The 17,818-nt window shown below is 56.1% G+C and carries 15 protein-coding genes; 9 read left to right on the top strand and 6 right to left on the bottom strand.

What is annotated here, in order from left to right:
* Positions 1-127: 127 nt before the first annotated feature.
* The 5 genes from RDV48_26425 to RDV48_26405 are packed head-to-tail and all read left to right on the top strand — an operon-like array spanning position 128 to position 5,192.
* Positions 128-916 carry a hypothetical protein gene (locus tag RDV48_26425; GenBank protein ID MDQ7826367.1) on the top strand — a complete coding sequence of 263 codons (789 nt, stop codon included), beginning with the start codon at positions 128-130 and terminating at the stop codon, positions 914-916.
* On the top strand, positions 913-1,758 hold the full coding sequence (locus RDV48_26420; GenBank protein MDQ7826366.1) for a DUF4129 domain-containing protein: 846 nt from the start codon (positions 913-915) through the stop codon (positions 1,756-1,758). The genes RDV48_26425 and RDV48_26420 overlap by 4 nt, the downstream gene beginning before the upstream one ends.
* Complete coding sequence (locus RDV48_26415; GenBank protein MDQ7826365.1) at positions 1,742-2,899, top strand: DUF4350 domain-containing protein; 1,158 nt, start codon at positions 1,742-1,744, stop codon at positions 2,897-2,899. Before RDV48_26420 ends, RDV48_26415 begins: the two co-directional genes overlap by 17 nt.
* Before the next feature lie 11 nt (positions 2,900-2,910).
* The gene (locus RDV48_26410; protein MDQ7826364.1) at positions 2,911-3,873 is read left to right on the top strand and encodes a MoxR family ATPase; all 963 of its coding nucleotides are present in this window, start codon (positions 2,911-2,913) and stop codon (positions 3,871-3,873) included.
* Positions 3,870-5,192 (top strand): DUF58 domain-containing protein, encoded by a 1,323-nt coding sequence (locus RDV48_26405; protein ID MDQ7826363.1) that lies wholly within the window; start codon positions 3,870-3,872, stop codon positions 5,190-5,192. The genes RDV48_26410 and RDV48_26405 overlap by 4 nt, the downstream gene beginning before the upstream one ends.
* A 26-nt stretch (positions 5,193-5,218) precedes the next feature.
* On the opposite strand, the gene RDV48_26400 is transcribed toward RDV48_26405, so the two are convergent.
* The gene (locus RDV48_26400; protein ID MDQ7826362.1) at positions 5,219-6,043 is read right to left on the bottom strand and encodes a stage II sporulation protein M; all 825 of its coding nucleotides are present in this window, start codon (positions 6,041-6,043) and stop codon (positions 5,219-5,221) included.
* A gap of 177 nt (positions 6,044-6,220) precedes the next feature.
* Here RDV48_26400 and RDV48_26395 point away from each other — a divergent pair, with 177 nt between their 5' ends.
* A complete protein-coding gene (locus tag RDV48_26395) occupies positions 6,221-7,048 on the top strand; it encodes an RDD family protein (GenBank protein ID MDQ7826361.1) in 828 nt (275 codons plus the stop codon).
* Here the strand turns inward: RDV48_26395 and RDV48_26390 are convergent.
* The 3 genes from RDV48_26390 to uvsE all read right to left on the bottom strand — a co-directional run bounded on the left by RDV48_26390 (position 7,045) and on the right by uvsE (position 9,660).
* Complete coding sequence (locus tag RDV48_26390) at positions 7,045-7,938, bottom strand: RDD family protein (protein ID MDQ7826360.1); 894 nt, start codon at positions 7,936-7,938, stop codon at positions 7,045-7,047. The two genes, RDV48_26395 and RDV48_26390, sit on opposite strands and share 4 nt — an antisense overlap.
* Before the next feature lie 89 nt (positions 7,939-8,027).
* A complete protein-coding gene (locus RDV48_26385) occupies positions 8,028-8,780 on the bottom strand; it encodes a sulfite exporter TauE/SafE family protein (protein MDQ7826359.1) in 753 nt (250 codons plus the stop codon).
* Positions 8,770-9,660: a UV DNA damage repair endonuclease UvsE gene (gene uvsE, locus RDV48_26380; GenBank protein ID MDQ7826358.1), complete on the bottom strand. Its 891-nt coding sequence runs from the start codon at positions 9,658-9,660 to the stop codon at positions 8,770-8,772. Before uvsE ends, RDV48_26385 begins: the two co-directional genes overlap by 11 nt.
* A gap of 197 nt (positions 9,661-9,857) precedes the next feature.
* Here uvsE and RDV48_26375 point away from each other — a divergent pair, with 197 nt between their 5' ends.
* From RDV48_26375 to RDV48_26365, 3 genes are all read left to right on the top strand, one after another.
* Positions 9,858-10,457, top strand: a complete 600-nt coding sequence (locus tag RDV48_26375; protein MDQ7826357.1) for a hypothetical protein — start codon at positions 9,858-9,860, stop codon at positions 10,455-10,457.
* 185 nt (positions 10,458-10,642) lie between these two features.
* Complete coding sequence (locus RDV48_26370) at positions 10,643-11,080, top strand: hypothetical protein (GenBank protein ID MDQ7826356.1); 438 nt, start codon at positions 10,643-10,645, stop codon at positions 11,078-11,080.
* A gap of 401 nt (positions 11,081-11,481) precedes the next feature.
* Positions 11,482-13,398, top strand: coding sequence for a carboxypeptidase regulatory-like domain-containing protein (locus RDV48_26365; GenBank protein MDQ7826355.1), 1,917 nt, complete (start codon positions 11,482-11,484; stop codon positions 13,396-13,398).
* An 86-nt stretch (positions 13,399-13,484) separates the two neighbouring features.
* Here the strand turns inward: RDV48_26365 and RDV48_26360 are convergent, their stop codons facing one another.
* Together RDV48_26360 and RDV48_26355 are read right to left on the bottom strand one after the other, a co-directional pair.
* A complete protein-coding gene (locus tag RDV48_26360) occupies positions 13,485-15,785 on the bottom strand; it encodes an HNH endonuclease signature motif containing protein (GenBank protein MDQ7826354.1) in 2,301 nt (766 codons plus the stop codon).
* Positions 15,786-16,246: 461 nt separating this feature from the next.
* The gene (locus tag RDV48_26355; protein MDQ7826353.1) at positions 16,247-17,701 is read right to left on the bottom strand and encodes a serine/threonine-protein kinase; all 1,455 of its coding nucleotides are present in this window, start codon (positions 17,699-17,701) and stop codon (positions 16,247-16,249) included.
* Between the last annotated feature and the right edge of the window lie 117 nt (positions 17,702-17,818).

The following is a 17,818-nucleotide window of genomic DNA, read 5'->3' as shown; positions in this document are numbered from 1 at the left end:
GAGTGCTTTCCTGCTGCTCTCAGGGTGGCCGGCACTATCCCCGCTCGAGAAGCCGATTTCCGCAAGGCTTAAAAAAGGGACCTCGGGGGTCCAGGAAGAAATGCTATATCCCGGGGAGGAAGTGCCAGTGGAAAGAGCAGAGGAGCGTTTTTTCAAGTCAAGGCCCGCCTGGGTGGGCGAGCTTGTGGACAGCGCCATATGGATTTTCACCGATAACCTCTTTTCCATTCTCAAGAGCTCAGTGCTGTACCTTGTGCTCTTCGCTGCGGGCTTTGCCTTCCTGTACATGCAGCCTCCCTCCCTGTCCTTTCTCTGGTTCATGCTCGCCCCGGCCTTCATCCCCTTTCTTCACCTCTCGCTTGCCCCGCTTTCCCGTCACCTGTGGCGGGACTGCCTCCAGGAGGATTTCCCCCCGGCAGGTGAAGGAAATGCGGTGATGAAAGGCCTGGGAAGGTTTTTCGGGACCCTGGGCCTCTCCTTGCTCTGCGGCCTCACCTTCTTCCTGCTCTGTTACCCTTATGTATATGCCCTGCTTGTGCCTGCCATAATCGGCATCACGAGGGCACACTGGACCCAGGCGTACCGGCAGTCAAGGGAGATTGTGAAGGGGAATCCCTCCATAGTGGCAGGAGTGCTCCTCTTTGCCTTCGGGCTCATGTTTCTGCTGGCCATGCTGAGTGCTTCCCTGATGGAGCTCCTTGTACCCTGGGTGACGGCAGCCCTTGAGATAAACATAAAAACCCTTGCCTGGTACCCCTATTTCAAGGCGGCAATTTACTGCGCTCTTACTTCGCTTGCCCTCCCTCTTCTGGAGGTCTCCCTTGTGCTCATGTACCGCGATACGAAGATTTTCCGGGAAGGATGGGACTTCTCATGCCTCCTTGACCACCTGGAAGGGAAGGATAGCCGGGAGTGAGCGCCAGGAGCCATTTCCTTTTTATTATTATAGTATTCACCATCATGCTTCTCTGCCCTGTACCCGGCATCTGTCAGGAGAATGAGAGCACCGGCCCCAAGGCAGACCCCGCCTTGAAGCAGGAGCAGCCCCGGAAAGCCCTCCATGAAGAGCCCGGACAGCTTCTGGACGGTATTTTTTCAAGGAAGGAGTTCTGGTGGAAGCATAAGAAGCCCACCCTTGCCAACCCTTTTATGGAGAGACTCGCCAAAGGGATAAGGGATTTCATTGAATGGCTTCAGAATATTCTGAAGAAGCTTTTTCCCCCCCGCCATGGCTCCCCGCCCCGCGCGAATCCATCGCTTCTCAAGTGGATAGCCAATTTTTTCATCATCGCGCTGATAGCGGGGGCTCTTTATTTCCTTTACCCTGTGGTGAAGTCTCTTGTGAAGACCATCAAGGAATACCAGGCCGGGAAAGGGGCCGTCCTCACCACGAGAAGCCTGGAAAAGCTCCTTGTGGAGGATCCTGAGGTGCTGCCTCAATGGGAAACGCTCAGGACCAAGGGAAATGATGCTCTTGGCCGCAATGAATTGCGCAAAGGCATCCGCCTCTTCTACCTGGCCCTTCTCTCTTATCTCAACGACAGGAACGTGCTGAAATACGGCCCCGGTATCACCAATACCGAGTATCTGAAGCAGATTCCCGGAAATGTGCCTATGCATGGGGATTTCCGCTCTATCACGCTCACTTTTGACCGCGTCTGGTATGGCCGGGCCGTGCCGGAATCGAGAGACGTGAGGGGATACGTGGCCATATGCACCAGAATTCTGGAGGGAGCAGCCATTGAAAAAGCACATTAAGGCTCTTGCCGTGGTAGCGGTGATAATGGTGGTTTTCACCATGCTGCTCCTTGTCGCGGAAGATCGCCGCTACACCCAGGAATGGACTCCTCTCCATCTTGATCCTTCAGATGCGGGACGGGGGGGATCAAAGGCCCTTTTTCTCCTTCTGGGTCAGGCAGGCCGTCAGCCGGTAAAGGTGCAGTGTGACAAGTTCAAATGGCGCGGCGGGGAAGAGCTGCCGGGGGGCCTCTTTTTCTCTCTTCCAGGAGTTGCCGTGGAAAAGAAGGACCTGAAGGATATCACTGGCTACGTGGAGAGCGGCGGGGTTCTTCTCTTTGTTCCCTACAGGCAGGACGTGCTGCTGGAGAGCCTGGGCATCAAGTACGTGTTCCCCAAGGCCTTCAGGAGCGATGCGAAGATTCTTCCCTGTTCTCCCCTTCTTGCACCTCTCACCAGGATAGCTGTGGAAGGCAAAGGGGCCAGGCTTTCAGGGGTTCCCGGGTCCCAGAGGCTCATTGAGGATCAGGAGGGAGCCGTCCTTGCCACCTTTCCCAAGGGTCAGGGAGCCCTGTACGTGCTTGCCGACCCCTGGGTCTTCTCCAATGACGCCCTTGACAGGGAGCAGAATGCCGACCTCGCCCTCTTCCTCCTGGCGAGGGAGCGCCCCGCGTTCCTGGTTTACTCCGAGGAGGCACCTTCCATCGCGAGGAAACTCCTGGGGAACAGGACCGTGCGCCTCATGGTGCTTGCCCTTTTCGTCCTGGGGCTTTTGTACGTGCTCTCCAGGAATGTGCGCAACTACGAGGTGCTTGAGCCGGCCACGAGGAAGGAGCGCCTCCAGATGGAGTTCGTTGAGGCTATGGCCGGATTTTACCGGCGTTTCGGCGCGTCGCACATTGCCCTTGAGTCGGCTTACCGGAGGGGGCTGAATCTCTTCACCCAGAGGGGAGCCACTCTACAGGTGAAAAAGCTTTCAGAGGCCCTCACCTTTATCCCCCATCTTTCCGAAGCTGAGCGGAATGAGTGCAGGTCGGCCATCGCCGCCGTTGAAGCTGAGCTTGCATCGGAGGAAAGCCCTCGCGATGCTCAGAGGTCGCTGAAGCTTTTCCAGGACCTGCAGCTGTCTCTTGAGATAATGAGAAAGAACATGCTTTTATAAGGAGAAATGCCATGGAAAAGAGTGCACAAGCTATCCAGGATACCTTTGGAAAGATATCGGCTGAGATCACCAAGGTGCTCGTGGGGCAGAAAGCCGTGATTGAGCAGATACTTGCCTGTCTTCTCGCAGGGGGGCACATGCTCCTTGAGGGAGTCCCCGGCACTGCAAAGACGCTTCTTTCAAGGACTCTGGCCCACACTATCGGCGGTGAGTTCCGGAGGATCCAGTTCACCCCCGATCTGATGCCTTCCGATGTGATGGGCACGGAAGTATTTACAATGGCCACGAGTTCCTTTGAATTGAAGAAAGGGCCCATATTTACCGACATCCTGCTTGCCGACGAGATAAACAGGACCCCCCCCAAGACGCAGAGCGCCCTGCTGGAGTGCATGCAGGAGAGGACCACGTCAATCGCCGGGAAAACCTATACCCTCTCGCCGGTCTTCACGGTCCTTGCCACGCAGAACCCCATTGAATACGAGGGCACGTACCCTCTTCCCGAGGCACAGCTGGACCGTTTCATGCTCAAGCTTCTGATACAATACCCCTCACCTGACGAAGAGCTCCAGATCTACCGCAGGTATGAGAAGGGGGAAGATCTGATGAACCTTAAGGCCCTCGGAGTTGCCCATGTGGTCTCCCTCGACGAGGTCATGCACTGCAGGGAATCGATCAGCACGATACGCGTGGAGGAGGATATTCTGAAATACATCTCGTCGATCATCCAGAAGACAAGGGAGATGCCAAAGCTTTCCCTTGGAGGGAGCCCCCGGGCAGGGATATCGCTGCTGCAGGTGTCGCGCTCTCTGGCGGCTATAAGGGGCAAGGACTATCTCTCTCCTGACGAGGTGAAGGAGATGGCGCCCCCCGTGCTGCGGCACCGTCTTATTGTCACCCCTGAGGCACAGGTCGAGGGCGTCACGCAGGACAAGGTGGTCAATGAAATTCTTGCAATGGTGAAGGTACCGCGATGATACTTGCCACTGAAAGGCTTTTTCTGCTGCTGGTCCTTTCCATCGTGCTCTTCGGGGCCGGGGCCTTTGAAGCGGTCTTTTCGGCGGTGGCCTACGGTGCCGCTTTTCTCATCGTGCTCCTTGCAGCCTGCGATTTCCTGCTCCTTCCCCGCAAGAAAGAAGTGGCTGTAGAGCGCACCATAACAGAAAGGATGTCCATCGGCGAGGCCCAGGAAATCATTCTGACCCTCTACAACCGTTCGGGGCGCTCCGTCATGTGCACTGTCCATGACAACCCTCCCCCCCAGTTCATTTCCGAGCCTTCTCCTCCTCTTCTGAGGGAATCGGTAAGGGCTCATCATTACAAGATATGCCTATACCGCGTGACACCCACCATGAGGGGGGCTTTCGCCTTCGGGAGAATTTTTCTCCGTGTCGAGGGGATCCTGGGGCTTCTCATGCGTCAGACCATCATCAATGAGCGTCTCGCTGTGAAGGTCTATCCCGACCTGTCTGCCATCAGGCGGTCAGGCGCCATTGATACGGCCGTGTTCCTTAAGCCCTTCGGCATGAAAAAGGTGCGTCTCCCCGGCGAGGGAACCGATTTTGATCACCTCAGGGACTATAACAGCGATGATGATATCCGCTGGGTGGACTGGAACGCCACTGCCCGCTTTGCCAGGCCCATCTCCAGGACCTACGAGATAGAGCGCCACCAGACCATCTACCTGGTCCTCGATGCGGGGCGGGCAATGGCGCAGCGCGTAGACGAGAGCCATACCAAGCTCGACTATTGCCTGAATGCCTCTATCGCCCTCTCGCAGGTAGCCCTCATGAGGGGCGATCTGGTGGGAATCGTTGCCTTTGCCGACAAGATAATCTCGTCGGTGCCTCCTGAGAGCGGCAAGCACCACATGAGCAGGATTCTCGAGGCCACCTACGGGCTCCAGCCGCGGCTTGCCGAGAGCAACTACGAGGAGGTCATCACTTTCATCAAGACACGCCAGAGGCGCCGCTCCCTGGTGATTTTCTTCACCGACATCCAGGACTCGGTGTTTTCCCAGCGTTTCATCACTTTCATCTCATTGCTGCGCCCCACCCATCTTCCCCTGGTCATAAGCATCACCAACAGGGAGCTCCTCAGATATGCCGAAAGAGTCCCCCGGACCACGGAGGAGATGTACCGCGTGGGCGCTTCCTGCGAGCTCCTCTTTGACAGGGAGGAGGTCTTTTCGGCCCTCGCAGCCAGGGGCGCCCTGGTGCTTGATGTGCCGGCCCAGCAGATCCACATGGAAGCCGTCAAGAAGTACCTGGATATCAAGATGCGAAACAGGCTGTAAGGAAAGGCTGCAGGGGGCCGGGAGATCTAGGCCTGCGCCCCGCCGGAGGGCTCCCGGGCGGGGGGAGCCGGTGCTTCGGGCACAACGCCGGGTTTTGACCGGAAGGGTCTCATGAGATAAATCCACATGAAGAGGGCCGCCAGCACGCATACTGTGAGGCGGACGGCAACGGGAAGCTCCGAGGGCGAGATGTAGGCTTCTATCAGCCCTGCGAGGAGCAGGAGAGGCGCGGTGCCCAGCACGAGCTCGGCGCCGGTTCTCGCGGCGCTCTGGAATTCGATCTTTCTGCTGTAGCGCCCGGGAAAGAGGAGAGCCCGTCCCATGATGAAGCCTCCCGCCGCGGCGATGAAGATGCAGGGAAGCTCGATGACGCCGTGAGGGAGCACGAAGAGGAGCAGCTCGTCATTCAGCCCGTAAAGATAAGTGGCGGCAAGAATCGTGCCGAAGAGCAGGCCGTTGAAAGCGATGATGTAGAGGGTGCCCGCGCCGAAAAAAACACCCAGTGCAAAGGCTGCGATGGTGACGGTGATGTTGTTGGTGGCTATCTGTGACGAAGCCAGGGGTTTTATCGAGTTCAGCGAGACAGTCCACATCTCATGATTCTGGATGCATTCTATAAGCCCCGGCGACAGGATCATCTCGGCAAACTCCCAGTCGGCGAGGGTGAAAAAGTACCCTACAAGCGCGGTAATGAAAAAGAGTGCCATGGAAAAGGCCACGACGTGAAGGTTTTTTCTGAAAGTATGGGGAAATACCTCTGTGAAAAAGAGGAGCATTGATTCTTTCTTCGGCACCGCCGAGGAATAGAACTGCCCGTGGGCTCTTCCGACCAGCACTTCAAGCTGCCGCACGACCTGGTGGCCTTTATAGTGCGTCCTTGCATAGGAAAAATCGGAGACAACTTTCCGGTAAAGGCGGGAATAAGTTTTAAGCTCCTCCCTGCCGTACCCTTTATCGTTGGAAGAGGTCAGTTTTTCCAGGAGCCCCGAAAGGGTATCCCATGAATCCTTGTTCTGGGAGATAAACGTATGGACAGTTATGGCTTTGCACCTCCCCAGGGCTCTCCCGCCAGGTACAGTGTGAGAGAGCGCACTATTACCGTGGTGACCCCGGAGAACATAGAGGTCACGTACCGCGTTGCAGGGCTTGCCACAAGGTTCTTCGCCTGGGCCTTTGACACGATGCTCCAGCTCATTGCCATATGCCTCTTCACCTACATTCTTTCCATGGCTGGCATTGTTCTCCTCTCGGGCTTTGCCGGGGAGACGGCCAACCTTATCGCGCTTGCCCTCATCACCTTCATAGTCTTTCTTATCACCAACGGCTACTTCATCTATTTTGAAGTAAGGCGGAATGGCCAGACTCCAGGGAAAAAGCTCCTCTATATCCGCGCCATCAAGTCAGGAGGCCTCCCCGTATCCTTCCAGGATTCCCTCGTGCGCAACCTCATGCGCATTGTTGATATGCTGCCCGGCATCTATGGCGTGGGAGCAGTCTCTATCCTTCTGTCAGGCGAAGGCCAGCGCCTCGGAGACCTGGCGGCCGGCACCTATGTCATCCTTGAAGAGCCTCCTGTCAAGGAGCGCCCCCCTTTCAAGAAGCACGAGTATGTTCCTGAGGCGCGGAGCCTCGGCGAGGAAGACCTGGAGCTCGTAAGGCAGTTCATGCAGCGCTCCGTCTACATGAACAACAAGTCCAGGATCCTGCTTGCCGAGCGCACAGCCGCCTACCTTGCCGGGAAGCTCGACATTTCCATTCCTTCCAACAGGAGCTCCGAGAGCTTTCTTAACGACATCATCACCTCTGCCACGGAAGATCCGCCTCCGGAGCCGGAGAAAGCCGGGTTCGGCGCTTAGCCTCCGCTCAGCTTCTTCCTCACCTTCTCGCGGGCCGCCTCGACTTTCCCGGGGATATCCACGACGATGGTCCCAGCCCACTGATCGGTCCAGCGCCGCTCCCTCTCCTCGTAGTAAGCCCTCGATACATCAACGAGCCAGAACAACGCCATAAAGAAGCCAATCACGGGGACCCAGCTGAAGCAGTAGTTTGAGTTGCGCTTCATTGACTGAACCAGGGTGCAGGGCTCCTTGGTCTTCTCATCAACGACCTGGATGGCCGCGGCAAGCTTCCCTATGCTTCTCCCCTTGAAGAGATAATCCTTGAAAAGCACATAAATGAGAATGAGGATCATCGAAGCGTATGAGACGCCCATATAGCTTTTCATCGCAAGGGGCGAGTTCCTGAATACGGCAAGCATGCCCATGGGCAGCACGGTAAGAAAAATCAGCAGATAGGGCAGGATGATATAATCCACTATCCCGGCAAGGGTTCTTCTGTTATAGAGATAATTGTGGCAGGGCTTGCACATCCACTGGTTCGGCTTGTAAAGATCCTTGCTGCAGACAGGGGCATGGCAGCGGTAGCATACGGTGATGGCCAGCTTGTCCCTGTGCTTGATGCAGTGGGTCTCGGCCTCGGCCGCCTTCTGCCATTCATTCCTTTTATTCCTCGCAACCAGGGCCTCGCCTCCCATCCCGCTTCCTGCCGGGGGAGCCTGGAGCTCCTCCACCTCTCCCGCGGGGCGCCACTCGTCTTCGGTGTTGTGCCGTACCATCGTGTCGGGGTTGATAATCCGCTGCTCCAGGTATCCCCTCATCGTATTGAGGGAGTATTGGCCGAAGACCTTGTCATTGAGGTCCCTGCACCACCAGCCAATCGTTTTGTTGACCGTGTACTCTTCCCCCATGAATGCACCTCCTGTGATAAATTCCCTTAAGAGAAAGATTCTCTCTGCACTGTTCCTTATTCCTCCAAGGGTGCCCTCTTTCAGGCTGGTCAGCGGTTCAGGAAGGCAAGCAGCAATGTTCTTGCGCTCAGGGCTATGATGAGGATTCCCACGGCGTAGGAGAAGGGCTTATGGGGAAGCTTCCTGCAGAGCCAGGCTCCCCATGGTGCCGCGATGGCGCCCCCGCAGAGGAGGCCGATCACTATCTTCCAGGGAACGGAGCCGATGGTCACGATGAACACCAGGGACTGCGCGAGGGTCACGAAGAACTCCGCCGTATTGACGGAGCCGATGGTGAAGCGCGGCGCGTTTCCCTTCGCGATGAGAGTCGAGGTGACTATGGGGCCCCACCCTCCTCCGCCCAGGGCATCGAAAAAGCCGCCTGCAAGGCCCAGCGGTATCAGGTGCTTCTCGGTCTTCTGCTGCTCTCTCTCCCTGAGGGTCTTGACGATGATGATTATCCCCATAATGCAGAGATAACAGGAGATAAAGGGCCTGATGAATCTCCCGTCTATGGAGGTGAGAAGGTACGCGCCCACGGCGCCCCCTATGACGCCGGGGACCACCAGTTTCCTGAAAAGTCCCTTCTCCACGTTGCCGAACCTCGTGTGAAAGAAGCCAGAAAGGCCCGTGGTGAATATCTCGGAAAGATGAACGCTGGCGCTTGAGACGGCCGGCGAGAGGCCCATGCTCATAAGGACGCTGTTGGTGAGGACTCCGTAGCCCATGCCGAGCGTGCCGTCTACAAGCTGTGCACAGAGGCCTATGAGGACGTATATTCCTATTGAGGGGTCAAAGGGCATGGGCACTCTCCTTCATTATTTCGAGGGCTTTCAGGGCACTCTTCTCCTTGTCCTTTATCTCCAGCATCAGGTCGAAATCACAGTCCTTTGACGCTTTGAGAAATGCCCTGAAATCTCCGGGATCCAGAGTGGTGGCATGGGTGCCCCTCCTTTTCCCCGGCTCCTGTGAGCTGTAATCTGCCATAGGTATGCCGTCAGGAGCCTTCCAGGTCTCTTTGCAGGCTTCCAGGGCCTCCCTGACTTTCTCTCCCCCTGAAAGGAGCCTGTGGTGAAAGGAATCGAAGAGCACAGGCACTCCGGCTTTCCCGCTCAGCTCCAGGCAGTCCGAGAGCGGGTAGGAGCGGTCGTCGTGCTCAATAACAAGCCTCTTTTTAATGCGATCCTCGAGGGTTCCGTAACGCTCCATGAAGCGCTTTAAGCTTGCCTTCCTGTCTCCATAGAGGCCTCCCACGTGAATCTGTATCTTTGCGTCACCTGCGAGCTCCATCCCGTCCAGCACGTCGCAGTGATAGGCAAGCTCTGCCACGCTTCTTATGAATATCTTCTCATCGGGAGAGTTCAGCAGGGTGAACTGGTCAGGGTGCATGGAAATCCTCATATGGTGAGCCTTGATAAAAGCCCCGATTTCCTTCAGCCTCTCCCTGTATGAATCCTGCCAGGGAATGGTGCACACGGGATGAGATGCAAAAGGGATGAGCTCTGAGGTGATGCGGAAAAAGAGAATCCCGTGGGTTTTGTTGAACTGGAGAATATGGAGAAGGCATGAAAGGTTGTTCTCCACCGTCTCACCGAACCTCTCCGGAGAGAAGGACCTGAGCCTGAAGGTCCTGTCGCCCTGGCACTGGAGGCTCCTGTTGATGCATGGGTAGCCGATTTTCATCAGAAGGTATTCTCTCTTGCAGTGCCCGACTCTTGTTTTATAAAAATTCAATTTGTGAATAAAAGACTCATGTATTGATTCTAAATGTTCACATATGTTGCAATCTGTTAGCATTTGGAATGTTTACGGGGGGGCTTTTTGTCTTGATAAGGACTTAACGCAAAAAATGCCGGAAGCCAGAAGAAAGAGGTGGCAAAATGATAGATGAGATAAGGACAGGCCTTCAGGGAACAAATTATATAAGCGGGGTTTATGGAAAAGAGCTGGGAGCAGCAGGGGAGAAGAAGGGCGCTGAGGCCCAGGCTCCGGCAGAACCGGGCGACCGCTTCGCGGCTGATGAAGGCAAGGATATGGGCCTTTACAACCCCAAGATGTTCCAGGACTTGAAGAGCGACGAGGCCAAGGAGGCCGGCAAGACGGAAAAAACCGGCGAGGTCTCCCTCAAGAAGGCCCAGGATGAGTTTTTCGAGGTCATCAAGGAGGCCAAGGAAAATTATGGTGCCAAGCCTATTATGGAAGAGCACTTCGACAAGGTAAGGGAAGCAAATACCGGTGAGGGCCAGGGCGCTCAGGGCGGCGGGAAGCAGGCGGCAGGCAGCATGCCTCCCCATATACAGGTAGCCACCTCCCTTATGAACGAGACCAGGTTCCCTGCCGATCTGCAGGCCAAGTTCAAGGAGAAGGGGACCCAGCTCCTCCAGGCCTGGGAGAAGGAAAGCCAGGGCAAAGGCGCCCAGGGCGCCGGGAATGAGCAGCCCGCTGCAGCCGCCGCTGCTGTGGACAAGAAGCCCCAGTAAGAGAGCAGTTTTCACGGACTTTTAAAGGCGCAGGCTCATAGCCGGCGTCTTTTTTAGTTCCCCGTCGATTCTGAAAATTCTCTTCACCGAATCTTCACATTTCCTTCACCGATGCTTCACATTCAGGTGTTACTATATGAGAGGGGATAACCCCAAAAAATAACGATGAAGGTGGGGACAAGAAAATGAAAAACGACAAGAGATTCTACCAGGTGATGGCCGCGATGGCACTGCTGCTGCTTGTTACCGCGCCATGTTATGCAGATTACGGCTTCGAGCCTTCCAAGGCATCGGGCTACGGGTTCTCAGATGGACAGGGCACCTCCGGCCACGGCTTCCCGGCAGCTCAGAAGGTTGAAACCGGCGATGCCACCGTGGTGCTGGCCAGCCGCGCATCCACTCCGGGATACGGCAACTACTACTATTACTGGAATCCCGAGTACCAGCAGTACTATTTCAAGAACTACAATGCCCAGGGCATGGCGAACACGAATGTGCAGCCCAAAAGCATCCTGGACCCTGGCTATGCCAACCAGCAGAGGAGCATCTTCAGCCCCTCCTATGTGAACCAGCAGCAGAGCATCTGCCCCCCGATGAACATCTACTGGCAGGGCACACGGTAAACCCCCGGGAAGGCCGGTGAGATGGACTGGTGAAGATTCGGGAGAAAGTGACGAAGTGTCACTGAAGAAGTGAAGAAAGAGAGAGGGCCTTGAGAATGGGCTCTCTCTCGTTTTTATAGAGATTCAACAGGCACGCTGCTCCTCTCTCCCTGAGAGGAGCAGGCGGGGAAATGGAGAATTCCTATCCTGTACATATTTTGCGATCCTGAACAGATATAGAACTTGTCTTGCCTCTTTTTTGCCCTGACTGCAATAATCTTCTCGTAATGCACCTGCCTGAATAAGAGCTTATCTTTTATATCCTGCTTCCAGCGGAAATGGGAGAGGGGGTGGGGCCCGGAGAGGTTTTCCACGGGTGTTTTCCTCAAAGGTTTTAATACTTTATCAAAGGAGATGTTTCAATGAAAAAAACGGGAGTCATACTTATTATTCTGGTGGCCTGCGCCTTCATACTGCAGGGGTGCGGGGGATCGAGCAGCGGAACCACCTATAACCCTGGTAGCAATACCACGACACCTACTATCACCTCCTGCTCCCTTGCAGGCCAGAGCGTGGCAGCGGGCGCCTCCTGCTCACTTGCCGGCACGGGCTTCGGTGCCACCAACACGGGGACCAGGACAACCTACGCGAGCTACATTGAACTGTTCCCGAATAACGCCAGCACTCCCTTGAAAGTACCTGATTCCAACATAGTGAGCTGGAGCGATACCGCCATAGTGTTTATCATACCCAGCACCGTGGTAAACGGGATCACCTATACGATCAACGTGGTGAAAGTTGTTGACGGCTCTTCATCAAGCTCAAGCTCGTCCTCGTCAGCATCATCCAATGTTACCCCCACCCAGCCGACAGTGACGCCGGCCATCAGCGGTATTTCTCCATCGGGCCAGTCTGCCGGAGGGACCATCACCATAAGCGGCACTAATTTTGGCACCTCGGGCTACGTGACCTTCGGATCAATGAGCCAGTACACTGCCACCTTCTCCGGGGGAACGCAGGTCACGTGCGCCATCCCGACAGGAATATCGGGCAGTGTCTCGGTGGTGGTGTTCTCAAACCAGAACGGTGCGAGCAGCGGCTACAGCTACACGGTGGGCGGGAGCTCATCGGGCTACACCATTTCAGGATCAATCAGGGATCTCATGACGACCTCAGCGATCTCAGGTGCTTCAATTACCCTCACGGGACAGTCCAGCTCAGGCGGAACCAGCACTGACTCGAACGGGAACTTCAGTTTCCCCGCCAATCCGGCAGGGAACTATGTAATGCGGGTCACCTCCTCTCAATATGTCACCATGAACTATTATATTAGTCTCTCAGCGAACAAGACGGTAAATAACAGCCTCGTGAAACTCAGTGACTGGAATACTCTTATGGGTGATACCTCTCATCCCTATGACGCCAGCTCTGGCTATATTGCCTTCTGGGTCGGCACCTCTTCAGGATCCGGCGGTCTCCAGGGTATCACCTTCAGCCTGTCGCCGTCAACGTATACAGCATTAGCATATATGAACAATGCCACGAACCAGATGGGGACCATGAACTTCACCGCCACGTCAACGATGTCGAACGGAAACGGCATGTTCTACAAGGTGACGCCGGGAAGCTCCTACACCCTCACCGGTACAGGGAGCGGCTACACCACGCAGGTGGGCGGCGCAGTCTCAACTGCCGGGGAGATATCAATGTATGAGCTTTACGCTTCAGGGGGCTCCAGCGGTAACAATGTTTCCGGAAATCTCAAGGATGTGATGACCGGGACTGCCATATCAGGGGCCAGTGTCACGCTCACCGTAAACGGCGGTTCCTCCCAGGTAAGCACTACCACCGACAGCAGTGGAAACTTCAGCTTCTCGAATATCACTGCAGGCGATTACATCCTGCGCTTCAGCAGCAGCGGCTATGTGCCCCTCAACAAGTATCTCAACATCCAGGGAAATGTAAGCCAGTACACAAGCATCTGTAAAATAACCGACTGGAACACCCTCATGGGCTCAAGCCACCCCTATGACGCGAGCTCCGGGTATTTTCTGGTCAATGTCTGGACCATTCAGAGCCAGATGCTCCAGGGAGCGGTGGTGATCTGCACTCCCGGCGGCACTGCAATGGCCTATGTCACCAGCGGCACCCCTCCCACCCTTGACTGGAGCGGCACATCCACCACTCAGGGAGGCTCCGCTTTCATCTACAAAGTCTCGACCACTCAGACCTACAGTCTCACGGCACAGAAAACGGGGTACACTTTTGGGTCCATCTCCGGGATTGTGCCTATTGCAGGAGAAATAAGTGATTATGACCTGCAGAGCACAAACCAGTAGCTTCAACAGGTAAATACATGTGCCGGGCTTCTGCGGCAGGAACGCAGAGGCCCTTTTCTTTTTACCCGGTCCAAGGCGAAACGATCTCAGTCCCTTCTGGAGGGATTGAAGATGAAGGTGAGGCCGTGAGGCGCCCTGCCTCTGATGATGAGATGGCCCTCGTGGAGGCACCGCAGATGGTGGGCCATGCAGAGGGTGATGAGATTCGCTTCGGTTGTGGGGCCGCCGTGGGAGCGGTACCTGATGTGGTGGGCATGGAGGTTGCGCCGGCACCGGCAGCCGGGGGCCTGGCACTGGTAGTGGTCCCGGGCAAGGACGCGGCTGTGAAGGTCTCTTTTTTCGGGGTGGTCCCAGGCGGCGAGGAAGGTGTCGAGGAGGGCTTCCAGGAAAAGGGCAAGGAGCGACGAATCTGGTGCCGCAGAGCCGGGGGCCTCCTTGGGGAGCTGAGTGCTCCTGGCAGCCTGCCAGAGCCTCACGGCGTGGTTCCAGAGGGTGATGAGGTCCCGTTTCAAAAAGAAGCGGATAAGGTCACCCCTGTCCGGAGGGTTTGATACGAAGGTCCCTTCTTTCGGGGTCTCTCCCGAGAGGATCGACAGAATCTCGGGGAGCTCAGGGTGGTCACCACCGCAGGTGACCTTCCAGATGACGGGGAAGGTCCCGTCCTGGGAGGGGGTTCCAGGCTCGTGTGTACACATCTGGACTGGAGCGTCCAAACCCTTATCCCCACTGGGTTCCGTGACATTAGAGAGTGCAGGGGAAATCCTCTTGACGGACCTCCCTGTGACGGCTACCTCGAAGGCCTCGGGCGCGATGTCCCACTTTTTGTGGACCGCCCTCTTCGCGAAGCGCAGGAACCCCTCGACAGCTTGCATCAGGGTGGCCACAGGAACCTCCTGGGCGTAGGAGAGCCACGCCCCCTTGACGCGGGTCCCTTCATTGAAGACCCTGGCAAGGTGACGCGCCTGCTCGGGGCTGAGCTTCCCCTCCTGCACGAGGTCCAGCATATCAGGATATTCCAGATAACTCCTTTCTAATGAGATTAGGGAATAAGCGGCGCTGCGGGACATTCCCAGGCGCTCCCTGGTGTAATGCCCCAGGGAGAGGAAGAGCATGTCCTTGTAGAGGCCGAAATTGTTGAGAGTGCGAAGGAGCCTCCCCTGGTAGAAAGAGAGGGAGTGGCGCAACGAAGCCATCTTCCGAAGCCGTGCGACCGTTTCGAAAGGATCGGCGGGAGAAGGCGAAGAGGCGCCGGGAGCCTGAAACTCAGAAGGAAGCTCCACCGTGACGGGCTTCCAGGGGAGGTAATCCCAGAGGTGCGACACCTCTTCAAGATCCTTGTGGACCTGGCGGGCAAGCTCCTTGTCCTTCTCGCCAAAGTGGCAGGTATCGTCATCGAGTGAGGCCAGGGCCCTCGCCATGACGCTCACGAGAAGGGCTTTTTCCTCGATGCCGGAATGGCGCTGAAGCTCCTGCTTCTCTGTCCCGATGGTGCCGGGAGCATCGATTGCATCGCTGCCTGCTGTCCCCGTGGGGTGGCAGAGAGCTGCGCCCAGGCTCCCTATACACTGTGCCCCGAGACCCTCGAGCGGCGACGAAGCGGCGAACTCCGCAAGAAGGGCCTCCACGAAGCTCTCTGAAGGGAGATCCGCCTCCTCCATCCTGCGGAACACTTCCAGCGCCCGGTCCCACTTGGCGGCAAGGGAAAAAGGAACCCGCGCGCTTACCGCGAGGCTCCCTGTGTCCTCCTCGTCGTCATCCCCGGCGACCAAGGAATTGGTGCCGGCCTCCCCGTCTTTAAAACGCTTCACCTCCTCTTCAATTTGTCTTATGGTGCACTGCATGGCTTTTGGGAGCCACTCCGCCTCGGTCTCGGGCGTCACGACCTGGAAGAGATATCGCAGCGCGCTCTTGCGCAGAAGCCCCTTTTCAAGAGCCTCCCTGAAGAGGGGGAGCTCCTGAAGGGCCTTCGCATTCCGCATCAGCTCAAAGCCGCTCCTGGACGAGATCCCCAGCTCCTCACGCACAAAATCGGAAACCCTCACGTAGCCGAGCTTTTCGAGCTTCACGTTGAGGGAGAGAAGAGCCTCTCCGATGAGAAGATCGAGCTTTACTCCGGCCTGTGAGAGGCACCAGAGGTTCCAGTCCAGGACCTCCCCGGCTAGATCGCGGAATATGTGCCGGCAGTTGGAGCGCGAGAGCACCTCGTCGGCGCCGTACGTGACCAGCGGGAGGCCGGGGCAAACCTTGAAGACCTGCCCGCCCTCCATGGTGGCTTCGTAGCCGGGATACTCGCGGATCACCGCGGGAGAAGCAAACCCGACCTGGGTGGCCTGAGCAGCCTCCCGGTGAGGGGCGTCCATGAGGTGAGCGCCAGCCAGAGTATTCACAATAATCCTCCTTTCATTATATTTTTAAATGGAAACATATGTATCTATAAATATATTATACCTCAAATTAAGCAGAATTTCAAAGAGCATAGCATCAAAAAACGTTATAGTAATAAGGATAGAACGCTGTCGAAAAACTGGTGCTCAAACCCCTGGATGGTGGTTTTTGCGATTTTTCGGCAAAAAGGCCATATAAAGCAATCCAGCGGGGCAGAATGACATCTTACCGCAGGGCAAAGGAGGCGGGCAAGAGAAAGGCGTAGGAAAAATTTTGCAGTATGAATCATTCATGGAAAAGGGCTGGAAGGGCTTATTCAGAGGTGTGCAGAAATTCCATGCCATGCGAAACCGGGCCCTGCCGGCCCCTCCTTAATGCAGTGTCCAAAGGATTTTATTATGACCCGATATGATCGTATTCTCTTGGAGGGAATAAGGTAAGGCATTATGCTGTGCCTGTGGGACTAATCAATAAGGCCCTGCACGGCGTCATACTGGGGGTAATTCGCCTTCGACGGGCCCATCACGCCGGTATGATACTCACCATCGCAGTAAACTGTATAGCTGTCAGGGATAACGGTGACCATGTAAGAGTAGGTGGATTTGCGGGCTTCGGGGCAGGTGGGTATGCTCTCGAGATATGAAGGCACCACCTTTTCCAGCGAGGAAGGATACCTTCCCTGGTTATGCGTGGAATAGAGCTCCAAGGCAGTGCCGATATTTTTCAGGTTCACCTTGCATTGAGTAAGCCTGCCCTGCGCACCGGCCCGCAGGTTTCCAGGCACTAATATGGCGGCCAGGAAGGCAAGCATGAAGAGCCCCAGCACCGTCTCGAAGAGAGTCATCCGGCACCCCGCCACATGCCCCAGGTGCCACAGGAAGCATAGGATCAATGCCAATCCTATGAGATAAAAAAGGCATTCGCCGCCCTTCTGCTTCTCGCCAAGAAAGAAAGCGAGCCTCGCAACCCCTGCCGAGAGCACAAGCAGGGCAATGCATACGAATAATCGCTGCGGCCCCGTGGCAGGGGCGATGAGTATTGAAACAATGCTCCGCTTCTGCGCTCCCGTCCCTGCCGGTGAGGCTCCGGAAACCGCCGTACTGCCTTCCCTCAGAAGGTCCGCAATCTCGGCGAAGGTCTGGAAGCGGTCACCGGGGTTCACCGCAACACATTTCATCACGATGTATTCGAGCCATGGCGGCGCTTCGGGAGCGAGGGCCCCGAGGGGAGGAAGCTTGAAGGTGAACTGCAGGGGGTCCTTGTCGCAGAGAAGGCGGTAAAGGGTCACGCCATAGGAGTAAACGTCGCTCCGGCTGTCGGACTGTCCGGAGCCGTACTGCTCGGGCGGGGAATAGCCCGGTGTCCCCATCGCATAGGTATCCTTGAGCTTCCCTGGGGCAAAGAACCGCGCGATGCCAAAGTCAATGAGCCTTATTCTGCCTGTCTTGTCAAGCATGATGTTCGAGGGCTTGAGGTCCCTGAAAATGAGGGGATCAGGTTTCCGGGAATGGAGGTATTCCAGTATTTCCGCGAGCTGGAGAGCCCAGTCCGTCACCTCCCGGCATATGAATGGCTTGTTTTTCCTTTTCTGGATGGCTTCGAGGGTTTCGCCGTCAATGTATTCCATGATGAGGTAGTGGCATTCATCGCCAGAGGTGGCATCTGGTAATGATAAGGCATCATAGACCATGGGGAGCCCCTCATGATGGAGGCCCTTGAGGATCTGCACCTCCCGCCAGAATAACTCCACGGCGTCTTTTCTCTCATCAGGCGAGAGCTCACACTCCATTATCTCCTTGATGGCCACCTTTTTTTCCGGTGAGCTGAGATCTTCGGCGAGGTACACTTTACCATAGGCGCCAATGCCAATGATTTTCTCTACTTTGTAGAGGTTGTTCAAGGTATCGCCGACCTGCATGGTGCCCCCCTTATTTCCACTCTATTTACCTCCTCGGAGGCAATATCCTCCCGGCAGGAGGGCCATCAATTGAGTGGCACAGGATGCAGCTGTTTCCCGGCTGCGCTGTCGCTGGAA

Source organism: Candidatus Eremiobacterota bacterium (assembly GCA_031082125.1).
Lineage (GTDB): Bacteria > Vulcanimicrobiota > CADAWZ01 > CADAWZ01 > Ess09-12 > Ess09-12.
This window is presented reverse-complemented; position numbering and strand designations above follow the sequence as displayed.

Coding starts and splice junctions, on each gene's coding strand:
- RDV48_26410 (MDQ7826364.1), top strand. CDS start 2,911: ATGGAAAAGAGTGCACAAGCTATCCAGGATACCTTTGGAAAGATATCG.
- RDV48_26355 (MDQ7826353.1), bottom strand. CDS start 17,701: ATGCAGGTCGGCGATACCTTGAACAACCTCTACAAAGTAGAGAAAATC.
- RDV48_26390 (MDQ7826360.1), bottom strand. CDS start 7,938: ATGGGGGAAGAGTACACGGTCAACAAAACGATTGGCTGGTGGTGCAGG.
- uvsE (MDQ7826358.1), bottom strand. CDS start 9,660: ATGAAAATCGGCTACCCATGCATCAACAGGAGCCTCCAGTGCCAGGGC.
- RDV48_26405 (MDQ7826363.1), top strand. CDS start 3,870: ATGATACTTGCCACTGAAAGGCTTTTTCTGCTGCTGGTCCTTTCCATC.
- RDV48_26395 (MDQ7826361.1), top strand. CDS start 6,221: ATGGACAGTTATGGCTTTGCACCTCCCCAGGGCTCTCCCGCCAGGTAC.
- RDV48_26370 (MDQ7826356.1), top strand. CDS start 10,643: ATGAAAAACGACAAGAGATTCTACCAGGTGATGGCCGCGATGGCACTG.
- RDV48_26385 (MDQ7826359.1), bottom strand. CDS start 8,780: ATGCCCTTTGACCCCTCAATAGGAATATACGTCCTCATAGGCCTCTGT.
- RDV48_26375 (MDQ7826357.1), top strand. CDS start 9,858: ATGATAGATGAGATAAGGACAGGCCTTCAGGGAACAAATTATATAAGC.
- RDV48_26365 (MDQ7826355.1), top strand. CDS start 11,482: ATGAAAAAAACGGGAGTCATACTTATTATTCTGGTGGCCTGCGCCTTC.